Raw genomic sequence first — 20396 nt, forward strand, 5'->3', positions numbered from 1 at the left:
AGCAACAAATTCGTCCAAATTTTTACATTATGCGTTCTTTTTGAAGTTATTGAAGCTCCCAAGGATTTCTCGCATCACGGAAGTTTTCAATTTTTGTATTCAAAGCCCAGCCGTTTTTCTGAAGAAGCGCGGTGTATTGCGCTAACATTTTCGCGAATGGCGTGTTGCCGCCTTTTTTTATCTGCTGCAAATAAGCGGCTTTCGCATAAGCATCCAGATGCCCAGTCTCGTCAAATAGAGGCACATTATCGGTTCCGTACAAGACGATATGAAGCGATTGACGGTATAGATCATCGACGACTTTCGTTTCCGGCGAATTCGGATAGAGCATCAGATAGCGACTTTGGCGCTCGGCACGATTCAACAACTCGTTCCAACTTACGATCAAGCCCGCGTCTTTCGTCAGTTCGCTTTTCGTTTCATCCGAGCGAATTTTCAAGTACGACGCATACCGACTTGTTGTGTATGGCGCGTACTTCATATAACGGAGATAATCGATTTTCGGGAAAAAGTAACCTTCGGTCGAGTCCAGCACATAGCCGTTTTTCTCGATTTCGATCAGAAGTTTATCGGCTTGCGCATTTCCGGTTCGCGTGCCGCGTTTCCAATCTCCATAGATGCCGTCTTTTTCCATCAAAGCTTGTTGAACACTTTCTTGGCTTAGCGCTTGCTCCAGACCTGCTACTCTTTTTTGTTGCAGGGCTTCTAAGCGACGTAGCCATACGGTGACCGAAGCCGGAGCCCCGGAATCCGCATGATCTTCGATATAGGTCCATAATCCATGAATATCATTTTTTTCGGATAAAGAATTAAAAGTAGAAGGCGCAGCTTCCACCGATTGTATAGGAACCACCGAACTCGTCAGTGCAGTCATCAACGCGATCGCAGCGAGTGTCGGAATTTTTTTGCGGGTTCGAGATTGGATATTCGTCATTGAAAACACTCCTTAGGTCGTTGGGATGTACTTGTGTGAATATAGATTGGAAGCGGATTCATGATCTTGTGCCTAATATACGCTGAAATTAATCAAAAGACTCAAAAATTCGAAATTTTAATTATGGCAAAAATGTGTCGTGAAGTTTCAAGTTAAAAAAAGCCGCGCCACGGCTCAAATGTCCGTAGCGCAGCTTAATGATTTTAAACATATAGGCTTCTATTGTTTATTTAACTTCACGCGTTGCAATCGCAGGGCATTCAAGACGACCGATACGGAACTGAGCGCCATTGCCGCTCCCGCGAGCCACGGAGCAAGAAATCCCAAAGCCGCAATCGGAATCCCGATCACATTGTAGCCGAGTGCCCAGAACAAGTTTTGACGGATATTGTCCATCGTGCGGCGGCTCATCCAGATCGCGTCAGCAACGCTATTCAGATCGCCGCGCATGAGCGTAATATCCGCCGCTTCGATCGCGACGTCCGTTCCGGTACCAATCGCCATTCCGGTATCCGCCGTTACGAGCGCCGGAGCATCGTTGATCCCGTCTCCGACCATCGCGACTTTACGCCCGGACTGTTGTAACTTTTTCACTTCTGCCGCTTTGTCTGCGGGCAGCACTTCGGCTCGCACATGCGACTTGTCGATGCCCGCTTGCGCCGCAATTGCGTGTGCCGTCGCCGTATTGTCGCCTGTCATCATGATGACTTCAAGACCCATTTCTTTCAATCGCGCAATCGCGCTTGGCGACGATTCTTTCAATGTATCGGCGACCGCGACCACGCCGGCTAGACGTTCGTCCACCGCGACAAGCATCGCGGTTTTGCCTTCGCTTTCCAAGCGCTCCATCTCTGGCAGAGCAGCAGAAGCGTCAATCTGACGCTCTTGCATCAGACGACGCGTGCCGATTAACACGGCACGCTCCGACACGACCGCCGCGATCCCGTAACCAGGCAACGCTTCGAATCGCTGCGCGGACGCAGTAGCAATGCCGCGCTCTCCGATGCCGCGTACCAGCGCCTGAGCGAGCGGATGCTCCGACGCATTCTCCGCCCCTCCGACCAATGCCAATAGCTCGGCTTCCGGAAGATCATAAGCTATCGCATCGGTCAGCTCTGGCTTGCCTTTCGTGACGGTTCCGGTCTTATCGAGCACGACCGTATCTACGCTGCGCGCCGTCTCCAAATGCTCGCCGCCTTTGAACAAAATCCCAAATTCGGCGGCACGGCCTGAACCCGCCATAATCGATGTCGGCGTCGCAAGTCCCAATGCGCACGGGCACGCGATCACTAATACCGCGATCGCTTTCTCGAGCGCATCCGAGAAATCGCCGCTGCCGATCACCCAATACCAGATGATAAAAGTCAACGCCGCGATGCCGACGACAATCGGAACGAAGATTCCCGAGATGACGTCTGCCATCCGCTGAATCGGAGCTTTCGAGCCTTGCGCTTCTTCGACCACGCGCACAATTTGCGCAAGCGCCGTATCGCGACCGACTTTGGCCGCCTGAACAAGCAGCGCTCCGTTTTTGTTGAGCGTCGCGCCCGCCACTTGCGAGCCGACCGTTTTGCTCACCGGAAGACTTTCTCCGGTCAGCATCGATTCATCGACCGAAGAAGTTCCTTCGGTCACGACTCCGTCGACCGGAATCTTTTCGCCCGGACGTACCCGTACTACGTCACCGACGCTTACCTCTTCGACCGGAAGTTCGCTTTCGACACCTTCTCGAATCACGATCGCCGTTTTCGCTTGAAGCCCGATCAGACTGCGTATCGCTTGCGACGAACGTCCTTTGGCTCTGGCTTCGAACCATTTGCCGAGCAATACCAAGGTAATCAGTACCGCACTCGTCTCGAAATACAGTTCCGGCAACCCGTGCCCCGGCATATCCATTGCCATGCCGCTACCGCTCATCGAACTACCGCCATTTGCCGCCCATATGATCGAGACGTACAAGCTATAGAAGTAAGCCGCCGACGTTCCCAATGCGACCAGCACATCCATATTGGCGCTGCCGTTACGCAGGGCTTTGTACGCCCCGATATAAAAGGGAAGTCCAATTACGAATTGAACCGGCGTCGCAAGCGCCAATTGGAACCACGGATTCATGAATAGTTCCGGTACGTAAATCCACGAAGTGAACGAAAAATGCCCGACCATCGCCCACAGCAGCGGCAAAGAAAGCAGTGCCGACACGATCAATTTCGTCACACGTTTGCGTTCTTCGCTGCTTTGGTCTCGCGTCTGCCCTTCTTGCTTAAGCTTCGCTTCATAGCCCAATTGCTGCACCTTGCGCATCAGATCGCCGTTATCCAGCATCCCCGGCGAATATTCGATATGCGCCGTTTCCAATGCCAAATTCACATTCGCGCTAAGAACGCCGGGCATCCGGCTTAACCCTTTTTCGATCCGGCTTGAACATGCCGCGCACGTCATCCCGGTAATATCGAAATCGGACGATTCTTTGACCGTATCGTAACCGAGCGATTGAATTTTACGTTGAATATCGGCGATTCCGATTTCTTTCGGATTGTAGGCCACCGATGCTTTTTCTAGTGCAAGATTCACATTCGCTTCGGAAACGCCCGGTGTGCGGCTTAGACCTTTTTCAATACGGTTCGAACATGCCGCGCACGTCATTCCGGTAATTTGTAGAGTGGCTTGCTGTGTACGCACAGAACTTGAAGCTTCCGTAGAAGACATATCATTCCCCTCCTTTACTTCTATTCAGGTACCCCTATAGGGTATATTTTAATTGTAAAAAAATCCGGTGAAGCTCCAAATAAGCATACACCGGAATCGATCATAACGTTCTTAGACGACGTCGTAACCTTGATCTTCGATCGCATTTTTGATCGCGTCCAACGTGACGACATCTTCATTGTATGAAATATCGACTGTTTTTGCGTTCAGGTCGACCGTTCCTTGTGCTCCGACTTCTTGCAATGCCCCTTCGACTGCTTTGACGCAATGATTGCAAGACATTCCTTCGACGTTCAGTGTTGTAGTTTGCATGATGGAGTCCTCCTATTATTGTTTTATTTCAATAGTTTATTAACCGTAATAAGTAATTCGTCGATCACTTCGGTCTCGCCGGCTTCGATCCGTTCCACGACGCAACTTTTCATATGCCCTTCCAGCAAAAGGCGCCCCACGCTGTTCAGCGCGGATTGTGCGGCAGCGATCTGATTCAGCACATCGTCGCAATACGTATCTTTTTCGATCATGCCTTTGATGCCTCGAATCTGACCTTCCACCCGGTTCAGTCGGGAAATCAGATTGTTTTTCGCGGCTTCAGAATGATGACTTTTTCGCGGAGCTTGATCGTCTTCCGTAGCCACATGACAAACTTCCGACTCTGCGATCGGCTCTGTTTTTTTCTGGATGGTCATGTCTTGACTCCCTTCTTCACCTGTTCTGTCTTCATTTTAATATACCCCTATAGGGTATGTAAAGGTAAATTTTTCTCCTTCGCTATTTTCGGCTTTGGCATTTTCCACTTTGCATATTCCTGATACAATAGCAGTTGGACTTTAAAAGCGTACGTAAGGAGCGAATACAATGGCGCAGCTGTTTTTCAAATACGGAGCAATGAATAGCGGGAAATCGATCGAGATTTTGAAAGTCGCGCATAACTACGAAGAACAAAATAAAAGCGTACTTATTTTCACGTCCGGTATCGACGATCGCGAAGAAGTCGGTCTGGTCTCTTCCCGGATCGGGATGAAACGCGAAGCGATTCCGGTCTACCCGGATACGAATCTATACGACGAAGTGAAAAATTATCAAGGACGTAAGATTAGCTGCGTCTTGTTCGATGAAGTGCAGTTCGTCACCAAAGAACAAGTGTTGCAAATGACGCAAATCGTAGACGAGCTGAATATTCCGGTCATGGGCTTCGGTCTCAAAAACGATTTCCGCAACGAACTTTTTGAAGGCAGTCAGTATATGCTGCTCTATGCGGACAAACTCGAAGAAATGAAAACGATCTGCTGGTTCTGCGAACGCAAAGCGACGATGGCACTGCGTGTCGATGAAAATCGCAAACCGCTCTACGATGGCGAACAAATCCAGATCGGCGGTAACGACCGCTACTTCCCGGTTTGCCGCAAATGCCATGCTAACCCGCCGCTATAAGACAAATAAGCCGCTTTCCTTTTGAACAAGGAGAACGGCTTTTTATTTACAAAACTTTTTCTTTGATCGATATAGGGACGGAACGTGTAAGTATACCTTTTTTGATTTCGAAAAATAAAGTTACAATCATCCATAGCAGCAGCGCGACATTGATATAGACTACTACCAAACCGCTATACACGCCTATATTCCCGGTTTGCACCATCCACAAATTAACCGTTACACTTACGCTCAGCAATACCGTAGGCAACCACCAACGCCGATCATATAACCCGACGAATATACTTAACATCAAAGCCGGCACACTATAACGTTCATGGATTTCGGTAGGTAGCATGAAAAAAGAGAAATTGACGAGTGCCGCGCTTTTAAGCAAAGTTTCGACTCCCAAGCGGCTTCTCCACAGATACACCGCTGCAAAAGCGACGACGATCCCAAGCAGCAAAAACCCGAACGAACGCAGCGTAAGAAATCCCAGCACATGGGTCGTGTCCAATGTAGACGGAGATACGCCTATAAAATAATACCAAATATTCATCGCGTTCATCGTCACTTGCGGATACATGCCGACTGCGCTGAGATATGCCCCTTTGACCATCGCGTATAGACCGCCCGCTTGCGCGAACAGGATGACCGTTATACCCAGCACTCCGAAAAATCCAGCGCCAAACCGAAGCAGAGCTTCAACGGTACGCTTCTGAATAACCAATCGCAAAAAATACATACCGAGTATCGCCAATAGGGTAATCGCTTGAAATTTACTGAGTAAAGCGACTGCAAACAATACGCCTGCAAACACAGGCATTGTCGGTAACAGCAGCAACGTCGAAGCCATCAACATACTATGCAGCATATCGACTTGTCCCCATGAGGCACTGCCGAAGATCAATGCAGGATTCAGAGCCAGCAGACCGAGTACGAATAACCGTGTACCTTTTTGCTTCGAGGCACGCGTAAGGGGGATCGCGCACAGCAATACGATCAGATCGATTGCAATCAATACGCCTTTGAACGAAAGTTCGCCCGCTACAGGCACGATGCCAAATAACCCGACAAGCACACGGTAACTATTCATGATGAGCAAAAAAACCGGCGGGTAATTGATCTCTTTTCCTTCTATATATACGGCGAGTAATCCATGCTTCCGAACCTGCTCCATCCAATCGACAAAAAGCTGCTGATCGCTCATAAAGCCGCCATGCGGCAACGCAACTGCAATACGAATCCCGACCGCGAGCAAAATAAGCCCTACAATCCACAGCCAAAATGTCCGGTTCTCGAACTTTTTCGGACGCCGTAATTCTTGATTTCGCATGGCTCAATATCCTCCCGTTGTCCGTATACATTGCCGATGTGCGATCATCATAGCACGATGGAATCCAGCGGCTCAACTTCCGCTTTTGCACGCTGCGAATTAAGCGAGCGACTATGCAAAATATTGTGTCAGCCTTCTCCTTTACGGGTAAAACAAGGCAAAATCATCTATGTGGAGGTGCAACACTCATGCAAGGTTATCCGAATTCCGGTACGCCGGATGCAAGTCGCCCTGAGAGTCGTCTGCCCGAAGACGTTCATTACTTGCGTACCAAGATCGTGAACGTCGTCATGATCGGAAACCCGGGAGGGCAATGGGTACTCGTCGATACAGGGATGCCCGGCTCGTCTTCCAAAATTGTCAAAGCCGCACGTGAACGATTTGCTCAAGAAAAGCCTCAAGCGATTTTGCTCACTCATGGGCATTTCGACCATATCGGTTCGCTGGAAGATCTACTTGAATTATTCCCGGATGTTCCGGTGTATGCCCATGAACAAGAACTGCCGTTTTTGACAGGCAAAGCCGATTATCCACCCGGCGATCCGACGGTAGGCGGAGGATTGGTTGCCGCGTCTGCGCCTTTTTTCCCGAACAAAGGGATTGATATAGGCGAACGCGTTCAAGCCTTGCCCGCAGATGGTAGCGTTCCCTTTTTGCCTGAGTGGCACTGGCTTCATACGCCCGGTCATTCGGAAGGGCATATCTCGCTATTTCGCAGTAGTGACGGAACCTTAGTCGCAGGCGATGCTTTTATTACGGTTAAGCAAGAATCGGCTCTTGCGGTCTTGACTCAACGCCGCGAAATTCACGGCCCGCCGACTTATTTCACGCCGAACTGGGAAGCGGCACGTACTTCCGTAGCAAGGCTTGCCGCGCTTCGCCCGGCTTCTGCAATTACGGGTCACGGCGAGCCGATGGCTGGCGAAGAATTAGAAGAAGGCTTGCAAAGACTCAGCAGAGATTTCGATACAATGGCGGTTCCGGATTCAGGGCGTTATGTCGATTCCGCACATATTGATCCAGAAACTTAAGCTTAATTGAAATACTTGATTCGAAAAAGACGAAGAACCCTGGTCTACAGATCAGGGTTCTTCGTCTTTTCTACATTTATTTTCAATTTTCGACAAAATAAAATCCAAAAAATTCAAAAAAGTATTAAATTTTTGAAATGATATGTCGATAAATACATTGGTAATTAAATAATTCGACAAAATCAGACTTGAGACTCTGAAACGGAGCATCCGTCTCACCGTTCAAAAGCGCAGGAGGCACACACCATGAAAAATTTAAACGTCCGCTGGAAGATTATGATTCTCACCTTTGTCTCAGCCTTACTTCTTGCCGTAGTCGGTTATAGCGGTTACGACGCAACAAAAAAAGTCTCTGACGCTGCTGAACGGATGTACAATCAGAACGTAATTTCGATTTCTTTGGTAGATGATATTCGAGCAAACAATACGATGATGCAGTCTCTTGTATTGGAACTTATTTTAGCGACAGATCCATCGAAAATTAATGAATTACAGCAAGCGTTCACCGAACGCCAACAAGATAATGACGCGAATTACGAGAAGTTGGAGAAACTTGAAATGACTCCTGAAACGAAGACACTTTACGATTCGTTCAAAGCAGTCGTTCCCAAATACCGGGCTTCGCTCAAAGATGTAACGGCACTTGCCGAACAAAACAAAAATGTCGAAGCTTATTCGATCTTCACCGAACAAACTCAACCGCTTCGCGAAGATACCAATCAGAAATTGCAAGAGATGTCGAAACTGCAATCCGATGAAGCGAAAGTGAGCAGCGATAACACGATTGCACTCAAAAATTCTTCGCTAGTGTTGATTTTGTCGATCCTTGCAGGCGGTATTATCGCATCTCTGATCGTCGGCTACCTGATCGCCCGCGCGGTATCCACTCCGCTTCGTCAGATTCAGACGTTAATGCAAAACGCAGAAAACGGCGATCTGACGGTACAAGCGAATTATCAATCCCGCGACGAATTGGGCGTACTCTCGACTTCGTTCAACGGCATGATCGCAGGGCTTCGTAGCATCATCCAAAAAGTGGACGAAAGCGCGATGACTTTATCCGCTTCTTCGGAACAATTGACAGCGAGCGCAGAACAAACCGCTGTCGCTTCCGGTCATATCGCGACTTCTTCCAGCGCTCTTGCCGACGGATTCGAGTCACAGACGCAGACGGTGTCGGGCGTTACTTATTCCGCGCAACAACTTGCCGACAGCATGAACCGGATTCGTAGCGGCAGCGAGTCGATCACCGAACTTGCCGGCCGCACGGAACACTCGGCTAACGAAGGGTTAAGCGATGTTCAAAACGTGCTTCAGCAAATTCAAGATATTGATACCAGTGTAGGAAACACCAGCATAGTCATTGGATCGCTTGAACGCCAAATCGAAGATATCGACAACTTGGTGTCTGCGATTCAACAAGTCGCGAAGCAAACGAATTTGCTAGCTCTGAATGCTTCGATCGAAGCGGCTCGTGCAGGCGAAGCCGGAAAAGGATTCGATGTCGTGGCGCAAGAAATTCGCAAACTAGCCGAGACATCAGCGCAATCCGCTTCGCAAATTACAGATACCGTTCGCGCGGTTCAAGCGGAAAGCCGCAAAGCCGTAGTCTCCATGAACGAAGCTGCCGGGCTTGTGAAGCAAGGCGTCGAAGGTGCAGGTCGCGCTTCCCAGTCGTTCACCGTAATCCAACGATCGATTGCGGATGTATCGGGGCAAATCGGTGAAATCTCCCGTTCGATCGCTTCCGCTTCCGGTCAATCGGTTGAAATCGGTCAAGCGATGCAAAATATCGGTCAAGTGACGGAGCAAGGCGCGGCTGGACTTCAAGAAGTGAGCGCAGCAAGCGAAGAACAGCTGTCCACGATGGATGAAGTGAACGGTTCGGCTCGTCACTTGTCTCAACTTGCCGAAGAATTGCAACAAGAAATGACGAAATTCAAGCTGTAAAACGTGTTTCTCGGCTTCGGGCGGAACGCCACCGCCTGCAAAAAAGCGTTCCTTCGCTTTTTTGCCGCCGTTAACTATACATGGAACCCCTCGATATTTTATCTATCGAGGGGTTTGTTTGTTTTGGATAAAAATAATTAATTAGTAAGCAAAAATAACTAACAAAATACCTAATACCTTATTAATAGTTGTATTATTTATGACGATATAAAAATGAATGCAGCAAAAATCCGACAAAATCAGACCCATACACACTTAAACGGATCATCTGTTTGACTTCAAAAAAAATTAGGAGGATGCACTGTGAAAAATTTGAAAGTTCGATGGAAGATTATGATTTTGACTTTTGCTTCTGCACTTCTGCTTGTTATTGTCGGTTACAGCGGATATGATGCGACGAATAAAGTATCGAATTCCGCTGAGCGCATGTACAACCAAAATGTGATTTCGATCTCGCTTGTCGATGATATTCGAGCTAACAACACCGCGATGCAATCCACCACATTAGAATTATTTCTCGCTACAGAAGCTTCCGCAATCAATAAGTTAAAAGAAGAATTGAACGAACGCGAAGCCAAAAACAATGAAAATGCTACACAATTAGAACAAATGGATATGTCTCCTGAAACGCAAAAGCTATACGATTCGCTTACGGAAGTCTATCCAAAGTATATGACTTCGATCAAAAAAGTAGCGGCACTTGGCGAGCAAAACAAAAATGCTGAAGCTTACTCTACTTTCGTACAAGAAACACAACCTTTGCGTCAACAAACCAACGACATCGTAAGAAATCTGGCATCTGTCCAAATCAACGAAGCCAAAACAAGCAGTGAAAATATTAAGTTACTCAAAGATTCTTCTTTAGTCCTGATTGCAATCGTCCTCTTCGTCGGGATCGCGATTTCGCTACTTGTCGGTTATTGGATTGCTCGCGCGGTAGCCAACCCGCTCAGACAAATTCAAACCTTGATGCAAAGTGCGGAAAACGGCGATTTGACTGTACAATCGAATTACCAATCACGCGATGAACTCGGTCTGCTGTCCAGTTCATTCAACGGCATGATTGCGGGATTGCGTTCTATTATTCGCAAAGTTGATGAAAGCGCTATGACGCTGTCGGCTTCGTCTCAGCAATTGACAGCAAGCGCCGAACAAACCGCTGTGGCTTCCAGTCATATTGCCACTTCTTCAAGTGTTCTTGCAGACGGTTTTGAATCGCAAACACAGACCGTATCCAATGTGACGCAATCGGCGCAACAGCTTGTTGAAAATATGGGCCAAATCCGCAGCGGTAGCGAATCGATTGCCGAACTTGCCGGACGCAGCGAACACTCTGCTAATGCAGGGCTTAGCGATGTTCAAGGCGTACTCCAGCAAATCCAAGATATTGATAACAGCGTAGAAAATACCGGTTCGATCATTCAATCGCTGGAGCAGCAGATCGAAAATATCGATAATCTGGTATCCGCGATTCAACAAGTCGCGCAGCAGACAAACTTGCTTGCTCTGAATGCTTCGATCGAAGCGGCACGTGCCGGAGAAGCGGGAAGAGGATTCGACGTCGTGGCACAAGAAATCCGCAAGCTTGCCGAGACATCCGCACAATCGGCTTCCCAAATCACAGAAACGGTTCGTGCCGTTCAAGGCGAAAGCCGCAAAGCCGTACTTTCGATGAGCGAAGCCGCCGGGCTTGTGAAGCAAGGCGTGGAAGGCGCAGGTCGCGTCTCCGATTCGTTCACCATGATTCAGCAATCGATCTCTAACGTATCGGGGCAGATCAATGAAATTTCCCGTTCGATCGCTTCGGCATCCAGCCAATCGGTAGAAATCGGTCAAGCGATGCAAAATATAGGTCAAGTGACAGAGCAAGGAGCTTCCGGTCTGCAAGAAGTCAGCGCAGCCAGCGAAGAACAACTGTCGACAATGGACGAAGTCAACGGTTCGGCTCGCCACCTTTCCCAGCTTGCCGAAGAATTGCAGCAAGAAATGACGAAATTCACTTTGTAAAAGACATTTTAAAAATTCAGGATGTATGAAGAAGCTGTTGCCTATATCGTTTAGGCGGCAGCTTTTTTCAGTTCCATGACCCACGTTCCCGTACACAGATCGCCGTCACTTTTGTTCTTCTTTTTAAATTAATTTTGCGAAAAGTGTAATACATCCATGCACACTCCCGTCTAATGCATCACAAGGAACGGAACGCTTTGGTTTTCCCGTCTCCCAAACCCCATTCAGAGGAGTGTTCAACCATGAAACGTACATTTAACCAACCATTCCGTAAAATCGCCGCGTTGACCTTTGCTTTTTCTTTGGCCGTCCCTTTTGCAGCTTCCGATAATGTCCTGCTATTCAATGAGGCGCATGCGGCAGGCACGACTTCATCCATTGCGGCTGCAAGCTCCACCTCCGCCGCAAGCAGCGTGCGCCCGGCGACCCAATCGTTTGCGCTGATGATCAAAGGCGACTATGTTAACCGCACGGCGTATCTAAAACAAGGCAACGGCTACTCGCTGTACGTAGCAAACGGCTATACGTTCAACAAAGCCCAAAACAAGATTTATCTAACCCAATACCCGTCCTACAATGCGCAAATCGAGAAACTCCCGGCTAACTTCAATCTGCAAAAGGTAAGCAAAAAGAGCCGCGCCGAGCTAAAAAAATACGGTCAAGTTCGCAGCTACAAAGGCGATCAATCATTCGAAAGCCCGATGTCTTCCGCCCGGCTGTTATTGCAGGCAAGCGATACGAAGGGCAACCTGCATAACCATGTCATCTGGACCTCGAAAAAAGGGGACTCCTACCTGTTCCGAATCAATGCGCCGACAAGCGAATTCGGCGGAACGTTTATCGAGGTGGTCTCGAATTCGTTGACCAGCATTTTGACCGACAAGTAAGCTTGAAGCCAGGTGAGAAAAAAGAAAACTGCCTAGACCGATTACCGGTTCAGGCAGTTTTTTTGCGTCTATTTCGTACGACCTGTTTTAACGGACAACCGATTCGAATTCTTGCCTTAGTATGGAATACATTTCGGAATCGTGGAAAGCTCCTTTGAAATACAAATGTTCACGCAATCTTCCTTCTCGCTTCATGCCGATTCGCTTCATCACACTGGACGAAGCTGTATTACCTGGGCGACAGGTAGCGAAAATTCGATGAATCTCCCATTGTTCAAATCCTAATTGGACTATCGCAAATGCCGCCTCGGTCGCATAACCTTTTCCCCAATATTGAGGATTGAATGTATAGCCAAGCTCAGCGTTGTAACCGGCTTGATGAATCCCGCATCCACCGATTAGTTCTCCTGTTTCTTTCAACGTCACGACCAATTCATAACTGCGTCTCGGCTTCTCATGACTTAACTCGATCAACTGTGTAACGTACTCCTGCGTCTCCGCTTCCGTATTGGGTCCCCATATCGAGTGCTGCACAACATCGGGATTAGAAGCGTAGATATGGATGCTTGACCAGTCTCCAGGCACGGCGTCGCGTAAGATTAGGCGTTCGGTTTCGATTTCGAATGGCATGGAAGTTGCTCCTTTCAGAGTGCATTTTCGAATAGAATACGTAACAGGTTTTTCTCACGAAGCGTTGTTTAATTAGAGTCATTATATCTCAAAATTAAACGGTAGACTTTCAATCTACATAGACTTGTAATCCTGTTTGTGATTGGAGCGTGAAAAATGTTTGTCAAACGATCTCTTTATCTCATGATCTATTACGTCGTGGTTACCGCTTTTACTTGCTTATCCTTTTCAGCGTTTTTTGCTTCTTACACCAGTACCAAAGTTCTGCAAGACGGATTAACTTCAGAAAGTTTAAAATTTTCGATTATCGACGAGCAAGCTTTGGAAAACAATAGTCCAGTCGAGCTGACTAATCAGACACTTATTCAACAGATCGAATCGAATAGCGACTCTTTTCTTTTATACAAAGGCAAAGAAACGTCGCGCGCAAGAAATGTATATTTGAACAACTTTCTGTTACCCTTACCTATGAAAAACGGGCAAAAGATACAAAAAATTCCTGAACATAGCATTATTTTGGATCATGATTTACTTAATAGCACATTCGACCAAAACGGCGAGCCTTATTTCTCTTATCAAGGACAAGATTATAAAGTGGTCGGTTCTTTCGATAGAGAAAACAAATATATCTATCGAAACAGTAGTCTATTCGTTGCTTTCCCTTTTGAGGAATCAGCAATCGGCGAATATACAATCGAAGGTGTACCCAGAGAAACCTTAGGCACAATTTTAAATGGAATAACTGCGGAAGATCCTTCTCTTTCTTATTCGGTACGTCCTATGATTTCAGGATTTAAAGACCGGATGATTTTAGCTCTGCGTGATCAGACCTTTGTAGCTATTGTGTTTGGCATTTCTATATTTTTAATTGTATTAAGTACATTGGGAACTACACTAGCTTGGTTACAATCCAAACGCGACGAAATTCAAGCCCGATCTTTGGTGGGAGCTAATCGGAATGATATTCGTTTATGGCTGATCAAAGAATATTTGTGGGTTCTTGCAATCAGTTTTGTCATAGGAAATATACTTGCTCAAGTGGTTGTGAAAAGCGGTAGCTTCTATGAAATCATTCCCGAGACCACGGTAACAGGAAGTTTGTTCTCTTTGCTATTTTGTTTCCTTATCGGAACCTGCACGGTCCTATTTTCTACGTGGATCAGCAGCAAAAAAGCACAGAGAAATGATAGGGGGATGTTATGATTCAACTTCGTTACGCTTTGAACGATTTGTGGCGATCTAAAGGGACTTCTTTCATCTTACTTTTGGAATCTCTCATGCTTCTGATTATTGTGAATTTAGTCATCTATAGCGCTCAAGATATGAACCAAATGAAAAGCGAAATCAATCGATTAAATCAAAGCGAAAATATTTATGGTTTTGTTGATTTTACAAGCGATGAACAATACAACAAATTACTCTCCGATGACCGTTATCGATCTAGACTCAGTCAACTGTACGACGAAATTTACGAAAATGATCAAGTAAAAGCTTTCCCGCTTTATACTTCTCAACTCAATTTTGAGAAGCATACATTCGGCGATTCCGCTTCGTATACCACTACCGAAAAAAATGTACTTGTACCTTTTTTATATACAAATGATCTATTTTTTGATTATTTCAATATAGGGCTTGCCGAAGGAAGAAGCTTTTCGAATGAAGATTACAATGAAGATTCTTCGGTCATCCCTGTATTAATCGGGAGCGACTTAGCTGCTAAATTTAAAGTCGGTGATCAGATCACTCCATCAGGTAACACTCAGTATGAAGTGATTGGGGTTTTAAAAAAAGAAAGCTCTTATATCGATATTATGGCAACTCGTGAATTTCAGAGTCTGGATCGAATGATTGTGATGCCGCTGAACAAAAACAATATAGCAAGTGCCGGCAACTATAGCGGTGTCATCCCGCGAGCTTATATCGCCACCGACAATGAAGCTCATTTATCTAAAATAGTAAAACGCGCAGACGAACTGGATACTTTTTCTTTTGCATTCAAAAGCATGTTGTATCAATCTAAGTTCGTGGCTCAGGACAAAACCAAATCTTTGCAAACGCAAATTTTATTATCCAGCTTAATTCTTGTTTTTACTTTTGTAACTGTGACGGTATCTTATTTGCAATTTATCGAAAAACATACGTATGAATTCGGCGTTCATATTTTATCTGGGGCTACAATAAAAGACCTTATGCTTAGATTAATCAGTCAATTTGCGCTTTTACAGATTATAAGCGTAATTATTGTTAGCAGTTTACCCCAACCTCTTGCAAACCCTATTGCTTCTCTGGGAGTGAGCGTACTACTGCTGTTCGTCTTTTTGATCATTCCACTACTTCGGTTAAATAAGATGCCGATGACATCTATGTTAAGGGGGAGAAGCCGGTGAGTTTACTTGAAGTCGAAAATGTAAGCAAAGTATTCAAAACCAAGTCCTATCAATTATATGCTTTGAACGATGTATCGCTAAAGATCCAAACCGGAGAATCCGTTGCGATTACAGGAACTTCAGATTCGGGAAAAACAACGCTTCTACATATCCTTGGCTGTATCGACACGCCTACAAATGGGATATATCGGATCGGGGATCAAAAAATCCATGAACAATCTCCGAAACAACTCGCTCAAATCCGCAATCAGAACTTAGGATTTGTGATGCAAGATTTTGCTTTGGTCGATCATTATAGTGTGCAAAAAAATGTCTTGCTTCCGCTAAACTATGTCAAAAATCGTAAGCTACGCAAAGAACGAGCGGCACGGCTTCCGGCTCTTTTAGACAAACTTCATATCGGGCAAAAACAACACGAAAAAGTGATGAACTTATCCGGCGGGCAAAAACAGCGTGTCGCGATCGCACGTGCGCTAATCAACGAGCCGGACATCATCTTGGCGGACGAGCCGACCGGAGCTTTGGATCAACAGACTTCCAAAGAAATTATCGAGTTACTGAAAGCCATTAACCGCGAAGGCAAAACGATCGTAATTGTGACCCATGATCCCGATGTCGCTTATCAGTGCGACCGAATCATACGGATCGAAGACGGCAAAATCGCCGAAGATCATGCCACGCTACAAGTCGAGGTCTGAAGGTCATAAGGATCAATTTCGCTAAAAAGCCGAAAAAAGCTTGAGCCAAAGGAATACCTCCTTTAGCTCAAGCTTTTTCATTTATGGATCACCCGCTGCGATCCCTATCTAGGTCAGATCGTTAAGCCAATGTCCGCTCGACAGCCGGCGCGCCGACTGCGTTCGCTTTTTTCACCATGCCGCGCGCGATATGCACGCCCGCTGCTCCGGCTTGCGCAAGACCGCGCGTAATGCCCGCGCCGTCGCCGCCGCAGTACAGACCGCGAATTTCAGTTTCCAGCGTCTCGTCCAGCTTCGGACGAGCGGAATAAAATTTCGCTTCAACGCCGTAGAACAGCGTATGTTCGGACGCGATACCCGGCGTTACTTTTTCCAACGCTTCAACCATTTCGATCAAGCTTTTCATCGTATTGTAAGGCAATACGAGTCCCAGATCGCCGGGTACCGCTTCTTTAAGCGTCGGCTCCAAGAAACCTTCGCGAATACGCTCCGGCGTCGAACGACGTCCGCGCAAGATGTCGCCGTATTTTTGTACGATGACGCCGCCGCTGGACAGATCATTCGCACGTTCGCAAATTTCGCGAGCATATTCGTTCGGCTTGTCGAACGGCTCCGTGAATTTGTGCGACACCAACAGGGCAAAGTTCGTATTTTGGGAGCCCAGTGCCGGATCTTTGTAAGAGTGGCCATTCGCCGCCATAACGCCGCTATGGTTTTCGACTACAACGTGCCCCGAAGGATTGCTACAGAAGGTGCGTACACGCGTACCGACCGATGTATTGAATACGAATTTGCCTTCGTACAGATGCTCGTTGATCTGACGCATCACGACGTCGGATGTCTCGACACGCACGCCCACATCGACCTGATTGTTCGTCAATTTCAGGCGGCGCTTTTTGAACACTTCGGACAACCAAGCCGAACCGTCGCGTCCCGGCGCGATCATGACACGCGGCGAGTGGAATTCTTCACCGTTTTTCAGACGAATCCCGCTAACGATATGCTCGCTGCCTTCTTTGGTTGTGATCAGATCTTCGACTTCGGCTTTGTATTTCATTTCGACGCGTGGCTTCAAATATTCGAAGATCGATTTCAAGATCTCCAAGTTCTGCTCGGTTCCAAGGTGGCGCACTTCAGCGCGAAGCAATTTCAGCCCCGCCGCATAAGCATTTTGCTCAATATCGCGAATCACGTCTGTCGTCGGATCGGTAATCGACTCTGTCGCACCATGCTCCAGGTTGATCGAATCCACGTATTGAATCAATTCCAGCACTTGAGACGGCTGCAAATAATCCGTCATCCAGCCGCCGAATTCAGTCGTAATATTAAATTTACCGTCGCTGTAAGCCCCTGCTCCGCCAAATCCTGCGGTGATCGAACAAGCGGGCAGACATCCTGCGAATTCTTTGCGTCCCGCTGCCGGAGGGCAGAACTGAACTTTATTTTCTAAGATCGGGCACCGACGTTTGTAGATATCGTGACCTTTATCGACCAACAAGACTTTCCAATCCGGAGCTTGGCGCGTCAATTCGTAACTTGCGAAAATCCCTGCCGGCCCTGCTCCTACAATGATGCAGTCATACGAATTGGAAGCTGCAGATTGTTGCTCGTTCGGTTCAAGTGTAATGGAATCAGTCATAATCAATAGTCTCCTCCTTGGGTAGGCACATCAAGTATTTCAAATCGATAACATGCAAAAAAGCCCGGCTGCCGGTAGGTATGCGAAAAGCATCCTATCCGTAGCCGGGACTTTACGGTTCCCTGGTAGAGACTCCTGAACCTTATCTTCAGGAATATACGAATGATTATATAGTAAATGATGAAATTGTTCGCGTTTCAACAAAACCAATCATAACGAATTAATCTTTCGCAGTCAATACTAATATTCGGATTTTGAATATATAAAAAGTAGATATATAGTATTTATGCACATTCACCGAAGCTCATAACATCTTTTTCCGAACATTATACGTAAATCTTACCCTATTTCGTTTGAAAAACAACTTCCTTTTCTCTAACGTCCTTCAGCAGCGAATCTTGTAATTGCCCAAATTGATCCGGTTGATTTTCTTTACGCAAAAACTGAACAATCAACCGCTGCCGATCTCCGTTACGATCCAGGGTGTAAAGTATTCCTTTGCTTTCTGCCATCCGCGAACCGCCCGAAGGTTCAAAATCGCGAAACCGCAATTGATCCATCACTTCGCCCCGCTCACTTTGGGTGAGGTCGGTTTGAAGGACTCCCGTCACAAATTGGATAACCGCCGTATCCGTTGCTGCATCTTGAGCAATTCCTTTTTCCACAGGTCCAAGTACGAATTCCAGCTCTCGCAGATTTCCGTCTTCAATATTGCTCCAAGCCGTATAGCGATACCCAAGTTCAGGGCTGCCAAAATGTTGCACGGTCTCGACTAGCAAAGGAATGCTATTGGCATAAGCGACCGCCTTTTTCTCATCTGGAAAAACTCGAACCGAATCGGGATTCGCTGTCGCTGCCCAAGTGAAGCCGAATTTTTCATAAGTCATTGGCGATCGTGGCTCAGCAACCTCCGCTTCTTCTGCATTTTCCAGATTGATCGTCGGCAAAATATCTTCATAACGATCCGATCCGTCGATCGGCACGGCTCCAAATTCCTGCCAAGATGGTGACTGACCGCTGACCGTTACTCCTTCTCTATTTCCTAACCCGTTGCTATCCATCCATCCCCCGTTTTGCATCACCAATACCGCAGCTACAGCTAATCCGGCGCATCCGACACCGATCCCCCCGCCTGTCCACCAGCGTCGCCGTTTTTCGATTCGTTTCACCGTCTTCTCCGGCTCTTTTTTCCAAGAACGGATTTCGGTCATAATATTATTTTGAATTTCGGCTTTGCGCTGAGCGCTTAACTCCGGAATATCGACCAGCCCTTGCACCGGTTCACGCGATTTTCCGCCTGTCGATTTTTTAGTCCCCGTCACTGACTTCTCCCCCTATCCATTGCTCGAATTCGCCGTTTTTACGTAGCACACGCAGCGCCCGGTGGCTGATCGTTCGCACCCTGCTTTCCGTACAATCCAGCAAAGCCGCCGTTTCTTTGACACTCAACTCTTTTTGATATAAGAAAAAAATCACTTCCCGATGTGCCGGCTTCAACGCATCAAGCAAGCTCCACACGGAATCTCGCCGTTCTTCGTTCAGCGCGGCATATTCCGGTTGATCTGTGGCAGGTGCGACTTCTTCTTTGTGAGGCAAAAAGTCAGCCAACTGCCATCTACGGCGACGCATCGCATCCAGCGCGGCATTACGCGCAATCGCGGTCAGCCATGTTTTGGGAGAAGATTGCTTTTGGAAAGTATGCAGGTTGCGGTACGCCTTGATATAGACTTCCTGCAAAATATCTTCCGCTTCGCTCCCCCGCTTGCCGAGCATAAAATACAAATATTGATGAATATCTGCATAATACAATTCGAACCATTCCGCGATCAGACGCTCGTCTTCGGAAGTGTACCGATCATCCAAAGCTTGCCCCTCTATATGCTCATCCAACGTGTCTCCCCCTTTCTGTTTTCTTTTAAGATTAGACGACCGCGATACGAAATTCATGTCACTTTGAAAAAATAAAAAAGCGAACCGAAGTCTTTGCGAGAAACGCCGAGCAAGGAATGCGCATACGCAAATAGCCCGAACCAAGATTCGGGCTATCGACTATGCAGGCAATCTACTGTTGCGCAACCCCTTACGCGACGCGACATTCAGATGACGTCTGCGACTTCTCGCCATACCGGCTGCGATTTCGATTGATCCGTTTTGAGCTTGATTTTCCATTTTTCATGACCTTGATCGTAATCCGCTTTCAGCACAATCGGGATAGACTCGCCGGCTTCGAATTGCTCTAATGCTTTGTTTACGGCTTGATCACGCGATAAACGGGCACCCTCAGGCTTAACTTCCGGCTCGACTTCGATTCGGTCTGCTTGAAAATTTCTCGGATAAGGATCTTCGATTCCGGTTCCCGGCTTCACGGAGACTTTGACCTGCATCCCAAGCGTAATCTGCGGCGAATCGGCAGGGACCGACACCCAGCTTGCGTCATGAACCGAATTTTGCTGTTCCGGCGATACGACGAGAATTTGGTTGCTGTCATTTACATCTACAACGTATCCGCTGGTGATTAAAACAAAGTTATCCTCGGCTTTTTGATTTCCAGCAGAAGATTTCATCGCCTCTTCTACTCCGCAACCGCCGAGCAAAATTATAAATAACGAACTCAAAACAAGCAAAGAAAAAGACTTGCTAAATAACTGCTTATATTTATTCTTTTCCTTTATATCTCTATTCCGATGTCGGGGCATATTCGTTCCTCCTTTTCCAAATAAAAGCTACTTACCTTCCAGACGAACCAAACTGTAATGAAGTTGCATTTATTTTAAAGCG

18 protein-coding genes and 1 riboswitch are annotated in these 20396 nt (G+C 47.0%); of the genes, 8 read left to right on the forward strand and 10 right to left on the reverse strand.

Features of this window, described 5'->3' with window-relative positions; genetic code table 11:
• Positions 1-46 precede the first annotated feature (46 nt).
• From NOM90_RS11550 to NOM90_RS11565, 4 genes are all read right to left on the reverse strand, one after another.
• Positions 47-934 carry a hypothetical protein gene (locus NOM90_RS11550; RefSeq protein ID WP_255942121.1) on the reverse strand — a complete coding sequence of 296 codons (888 nt, stop codon included), beginning with the start codon at positions 932-934 and terminating at the stop codon, positions 47-49.
• Between the two features lie 219 nt (positions 935-1153).
• Positions 1154-3640, reverse strand: a complete 2487-nt coding sequence (locus NOM90_RS11555; protein WP_255942122.1) for a heavy metal translocating P-type ATPase — start codon at positions 3638-3640, stop codon at positions 1154-1156.
• A gap of 111 nt (positions 3641-3751) precedes the next feature.
• Positions 3752-3952: a copper ion binding protein gene (locus NOM90_RS11560; RefSeq protein WP_255942124.1), complete on the reverse strand. Its 201-nt coding sequence runs from the start codon at positions 3950-3952 to the stop codon at positions 3752-3754.
• A 23-nt stretch (positions 3953-3975) separates the two neighbouring features.
• A complete protein-coding gene (locus tag NOM90_RS11565) occupies positions 3976-4329 on the reverse strand; it encodes a metal-sensitive transcriptional regulator (protein ID WP_255942126.1) in 354 nt (117 codons plus the stop codon).
• Positions 4330-4498: 169 nt separating this feature from the next.
• Between NOM90_RS11565 and NOM90_RS11570 the strand changes: the two genes are divergently transcribed.
• Positions 4499-5074, forward strand: a complete 576-nt coding sequence (locus NOM90_RS11570) for a thymidine kinase (RefSeq protein WP_255942128.1) — start codon at positions 4499-4501, stop codon at positions 5072-5074.
• A 46-nt stretch (positions 5075-5120) separates the two neighbouring features.
• On the opposite strand, the gene NOM90_RS11575 is transcribed toward NOM90_RS11570, so the two are convergent.
• Positions 5121-6389 carry a hypothetical protein gene (locus NOM90_RS11575; protein WP_255942130.1) on the reverse strand — a complete coding sequence of 423 codons (1269 nt, stop codon included), beginning with the start codon at positions 6387-6389 and terminating at the stop codon, positions 5121-5123.
• A gap of 188 nt (positions 6390-6577) precedes the next feature.
• Here NOM90_RS11575 and NOM90_RS11580 point away from each other — a divergent pair, with 188 nt between their 5' ends.
• The 4 genes from NOM90_RS11580 to NOM90_RS11595 all read left to right on the forward strand — a co-directional run bounded on the left by NOM90_RS11580 (position 6578) and on the right by NOM90_RS11595 (position 12264).
• Entirely contained in the window at positions 6578-7420 is an 843-nt protein-coding gene (locus NOM90_RS11580; protein ID WP_255942131.1) for an MBL fold metallo-hydrolase, read from the forward strand.
• Between the two features lie 246 nt (positions 7421-7666).
• Positions 7667-9370 carry a methyl-accepting chemotaxis protein gene (locus NOM90_RS11585; protein ID WP_255942132.1) on the forward strand — a complete coding sequence of 568 codons (1704 nt, stop codon included), beginning with the start codon at positions 7667-7669 and terminating at the stop codon, positions 9368-9370.
• 303 nt (positions 9371-9673) lie between these two features.
• Complete coding sequence (locus NOM90_RS11590) at positions 9674-11377, forward strand: methyl-accepting chemotaxis protein (protein ID WP_255942133.1); 1704 nt, start codon at positions 9674-9676, stop codon at positions 11375-11377.
• 242 nt (positions 11378-11619) lie between these two features.
• Positions 11620-12264: a hypothetical protein gene (locus NOM90_RS11595; protein ID WP_255942134.1), complete on the forward strand. Its 645-nt coding sequence runs from the start codon at positions 11620-11622 to the stop codon at positions 12262-12264.
• A gap of 87 nt (positions 12265-12351) precedes the next feature.
• Here the strand turns inward: NOM90_RS11595 and NOM90_RS11600 are convergent, their stop codons facing one another.
• Positions 12352-12894, reverse strand: coding sequence for a GNAT family N-acetyltransferase (locus NOM90_RS11600; RefSeq protein WP_255942135.1), 543 nt, complete (start codon positions 12892-12894; stop codon positions 12352-12354).
• A gap of 183 nt (positions 12895-13077) precedes the next feature.
• Between NOM90_RS11600 and NOM90_RS11605 the strand changes: the two genes are divergently transcribed.
• The 3 genes from NOM90_RS11605 to NOM90_RS11615 are packed head-to-tail and all read left to right on the forward strand — an operon-like array spanning position 13078 to position 15979.
• Positions 13078-14097 (forward strand): ABC transporter permease, encoded by a 1020-nt coding sequence (locus NOM90_RS11605; RefSeq protein WP_255942136.1) that lies wholly within the window; start codon positions 13078-13080, stop codon positions 14095-14097.
• Positions 14094-15281: an ABC transporter permease gene (locus NOM90_RS11610; RefSeq protein ID WP_255942137.1), complete on the forward strand. Its 1188-nt coding sequence runs from the start codon at positions 14094-14096 to the stop codon at positions 15279-15281. The genes NOM90_RS11605 and NOM90_RS11610 overlap by 4 nt, the downstream gene beginning before the upstream one ends.
• On the forward strand, positions 15278-15979 hold the full coding sequence (locus tag NOM90_RS11615; RefSeq protein ID WP_255942138.1) for an ABC transporter ATP-binding protein: 702 nt from the start codon (positions 15278-15280) through the stop codon (positions 15977-15979). The genes NOM90_RS11610 and NOM90_RS11615 overlap by 4 nt, the downstream gene beginning before the upstream one ends.
• Before the next feature lie 121 nt (positions 15980-16100).
• Here the strand turns inward: NOM90_RS11615 and NOM90_RS11620 are convergent, their stop codons facing one another.
• From NOM90_RS11620 to NOM90_RS11635, 4 genes are all read right to left on the reverse strand, one after another.
• A complete protein-coding gene (locus NOM90_RS11620; RefSeq protein WP_255942139.1) occupies positions 16101-17618 on the reverse strand; it encodes an NAD(P)/FAD-dependent oxidoreductase in 1518 nt (505 codons plus the stop codon).
• An 81-nt stretch (positions 17619-17699) separates the two neighbouring features.
• A riboswitch (purine riboswitch) is annotated at positions 17700-17800 on the reverse strand.
• Positions 17801-17962: 162 nt separating this feature from the next.
• Positions 17963-18940 carry a hypothetical protein gene (locus tag NOM90_RS11625; RefSeq protein ID WP_255942140.1) on the reverse strand — a complete coding sequence of 326 codons (978 nt, stop codon included), beginning with the start codon at positions 18938-18940 and terminating at the stop codon, positions 17963-17965.
• Positions 18927-19508: an RNA polymerase sigma factor gene (locus NOM90_RS11630; protein ID WP_255942141.1), complete on the reverse strand. Its 582-nt coding sequence runs from the start codon at positions 19506-19508 to the stop codon at positions 18927-18929. The genes NOM90_RS11625 and NOM90_RS11630 overlap by 14 nt, the downstream gene beginning before the upstream one ends.
• 206 nt (positions 19509-19714) lie before the next feature.
• On the reverse strand, positions 19715-20182 hold the full coding sequence (locus NOM90_RS11635; protein ID WP_255942142.1) for a YobA family protein: 468 nt from the start codon (positions 20180-20182) through the stop codon (positions 19715-19717).
• Positions 20183-20396: the final 214 nt, after the last annotated feature.

It is taken from the genome of Saccharibacillus sp. JS10 (assembly GCF_024436065.1).
In the GTDB taxonomy this organism is placed as follows: domain Bacteria; phylum Bacillota; class Bacilli; order Paenibacillales; family Paenibacillaceae; genus Saccharibacillus.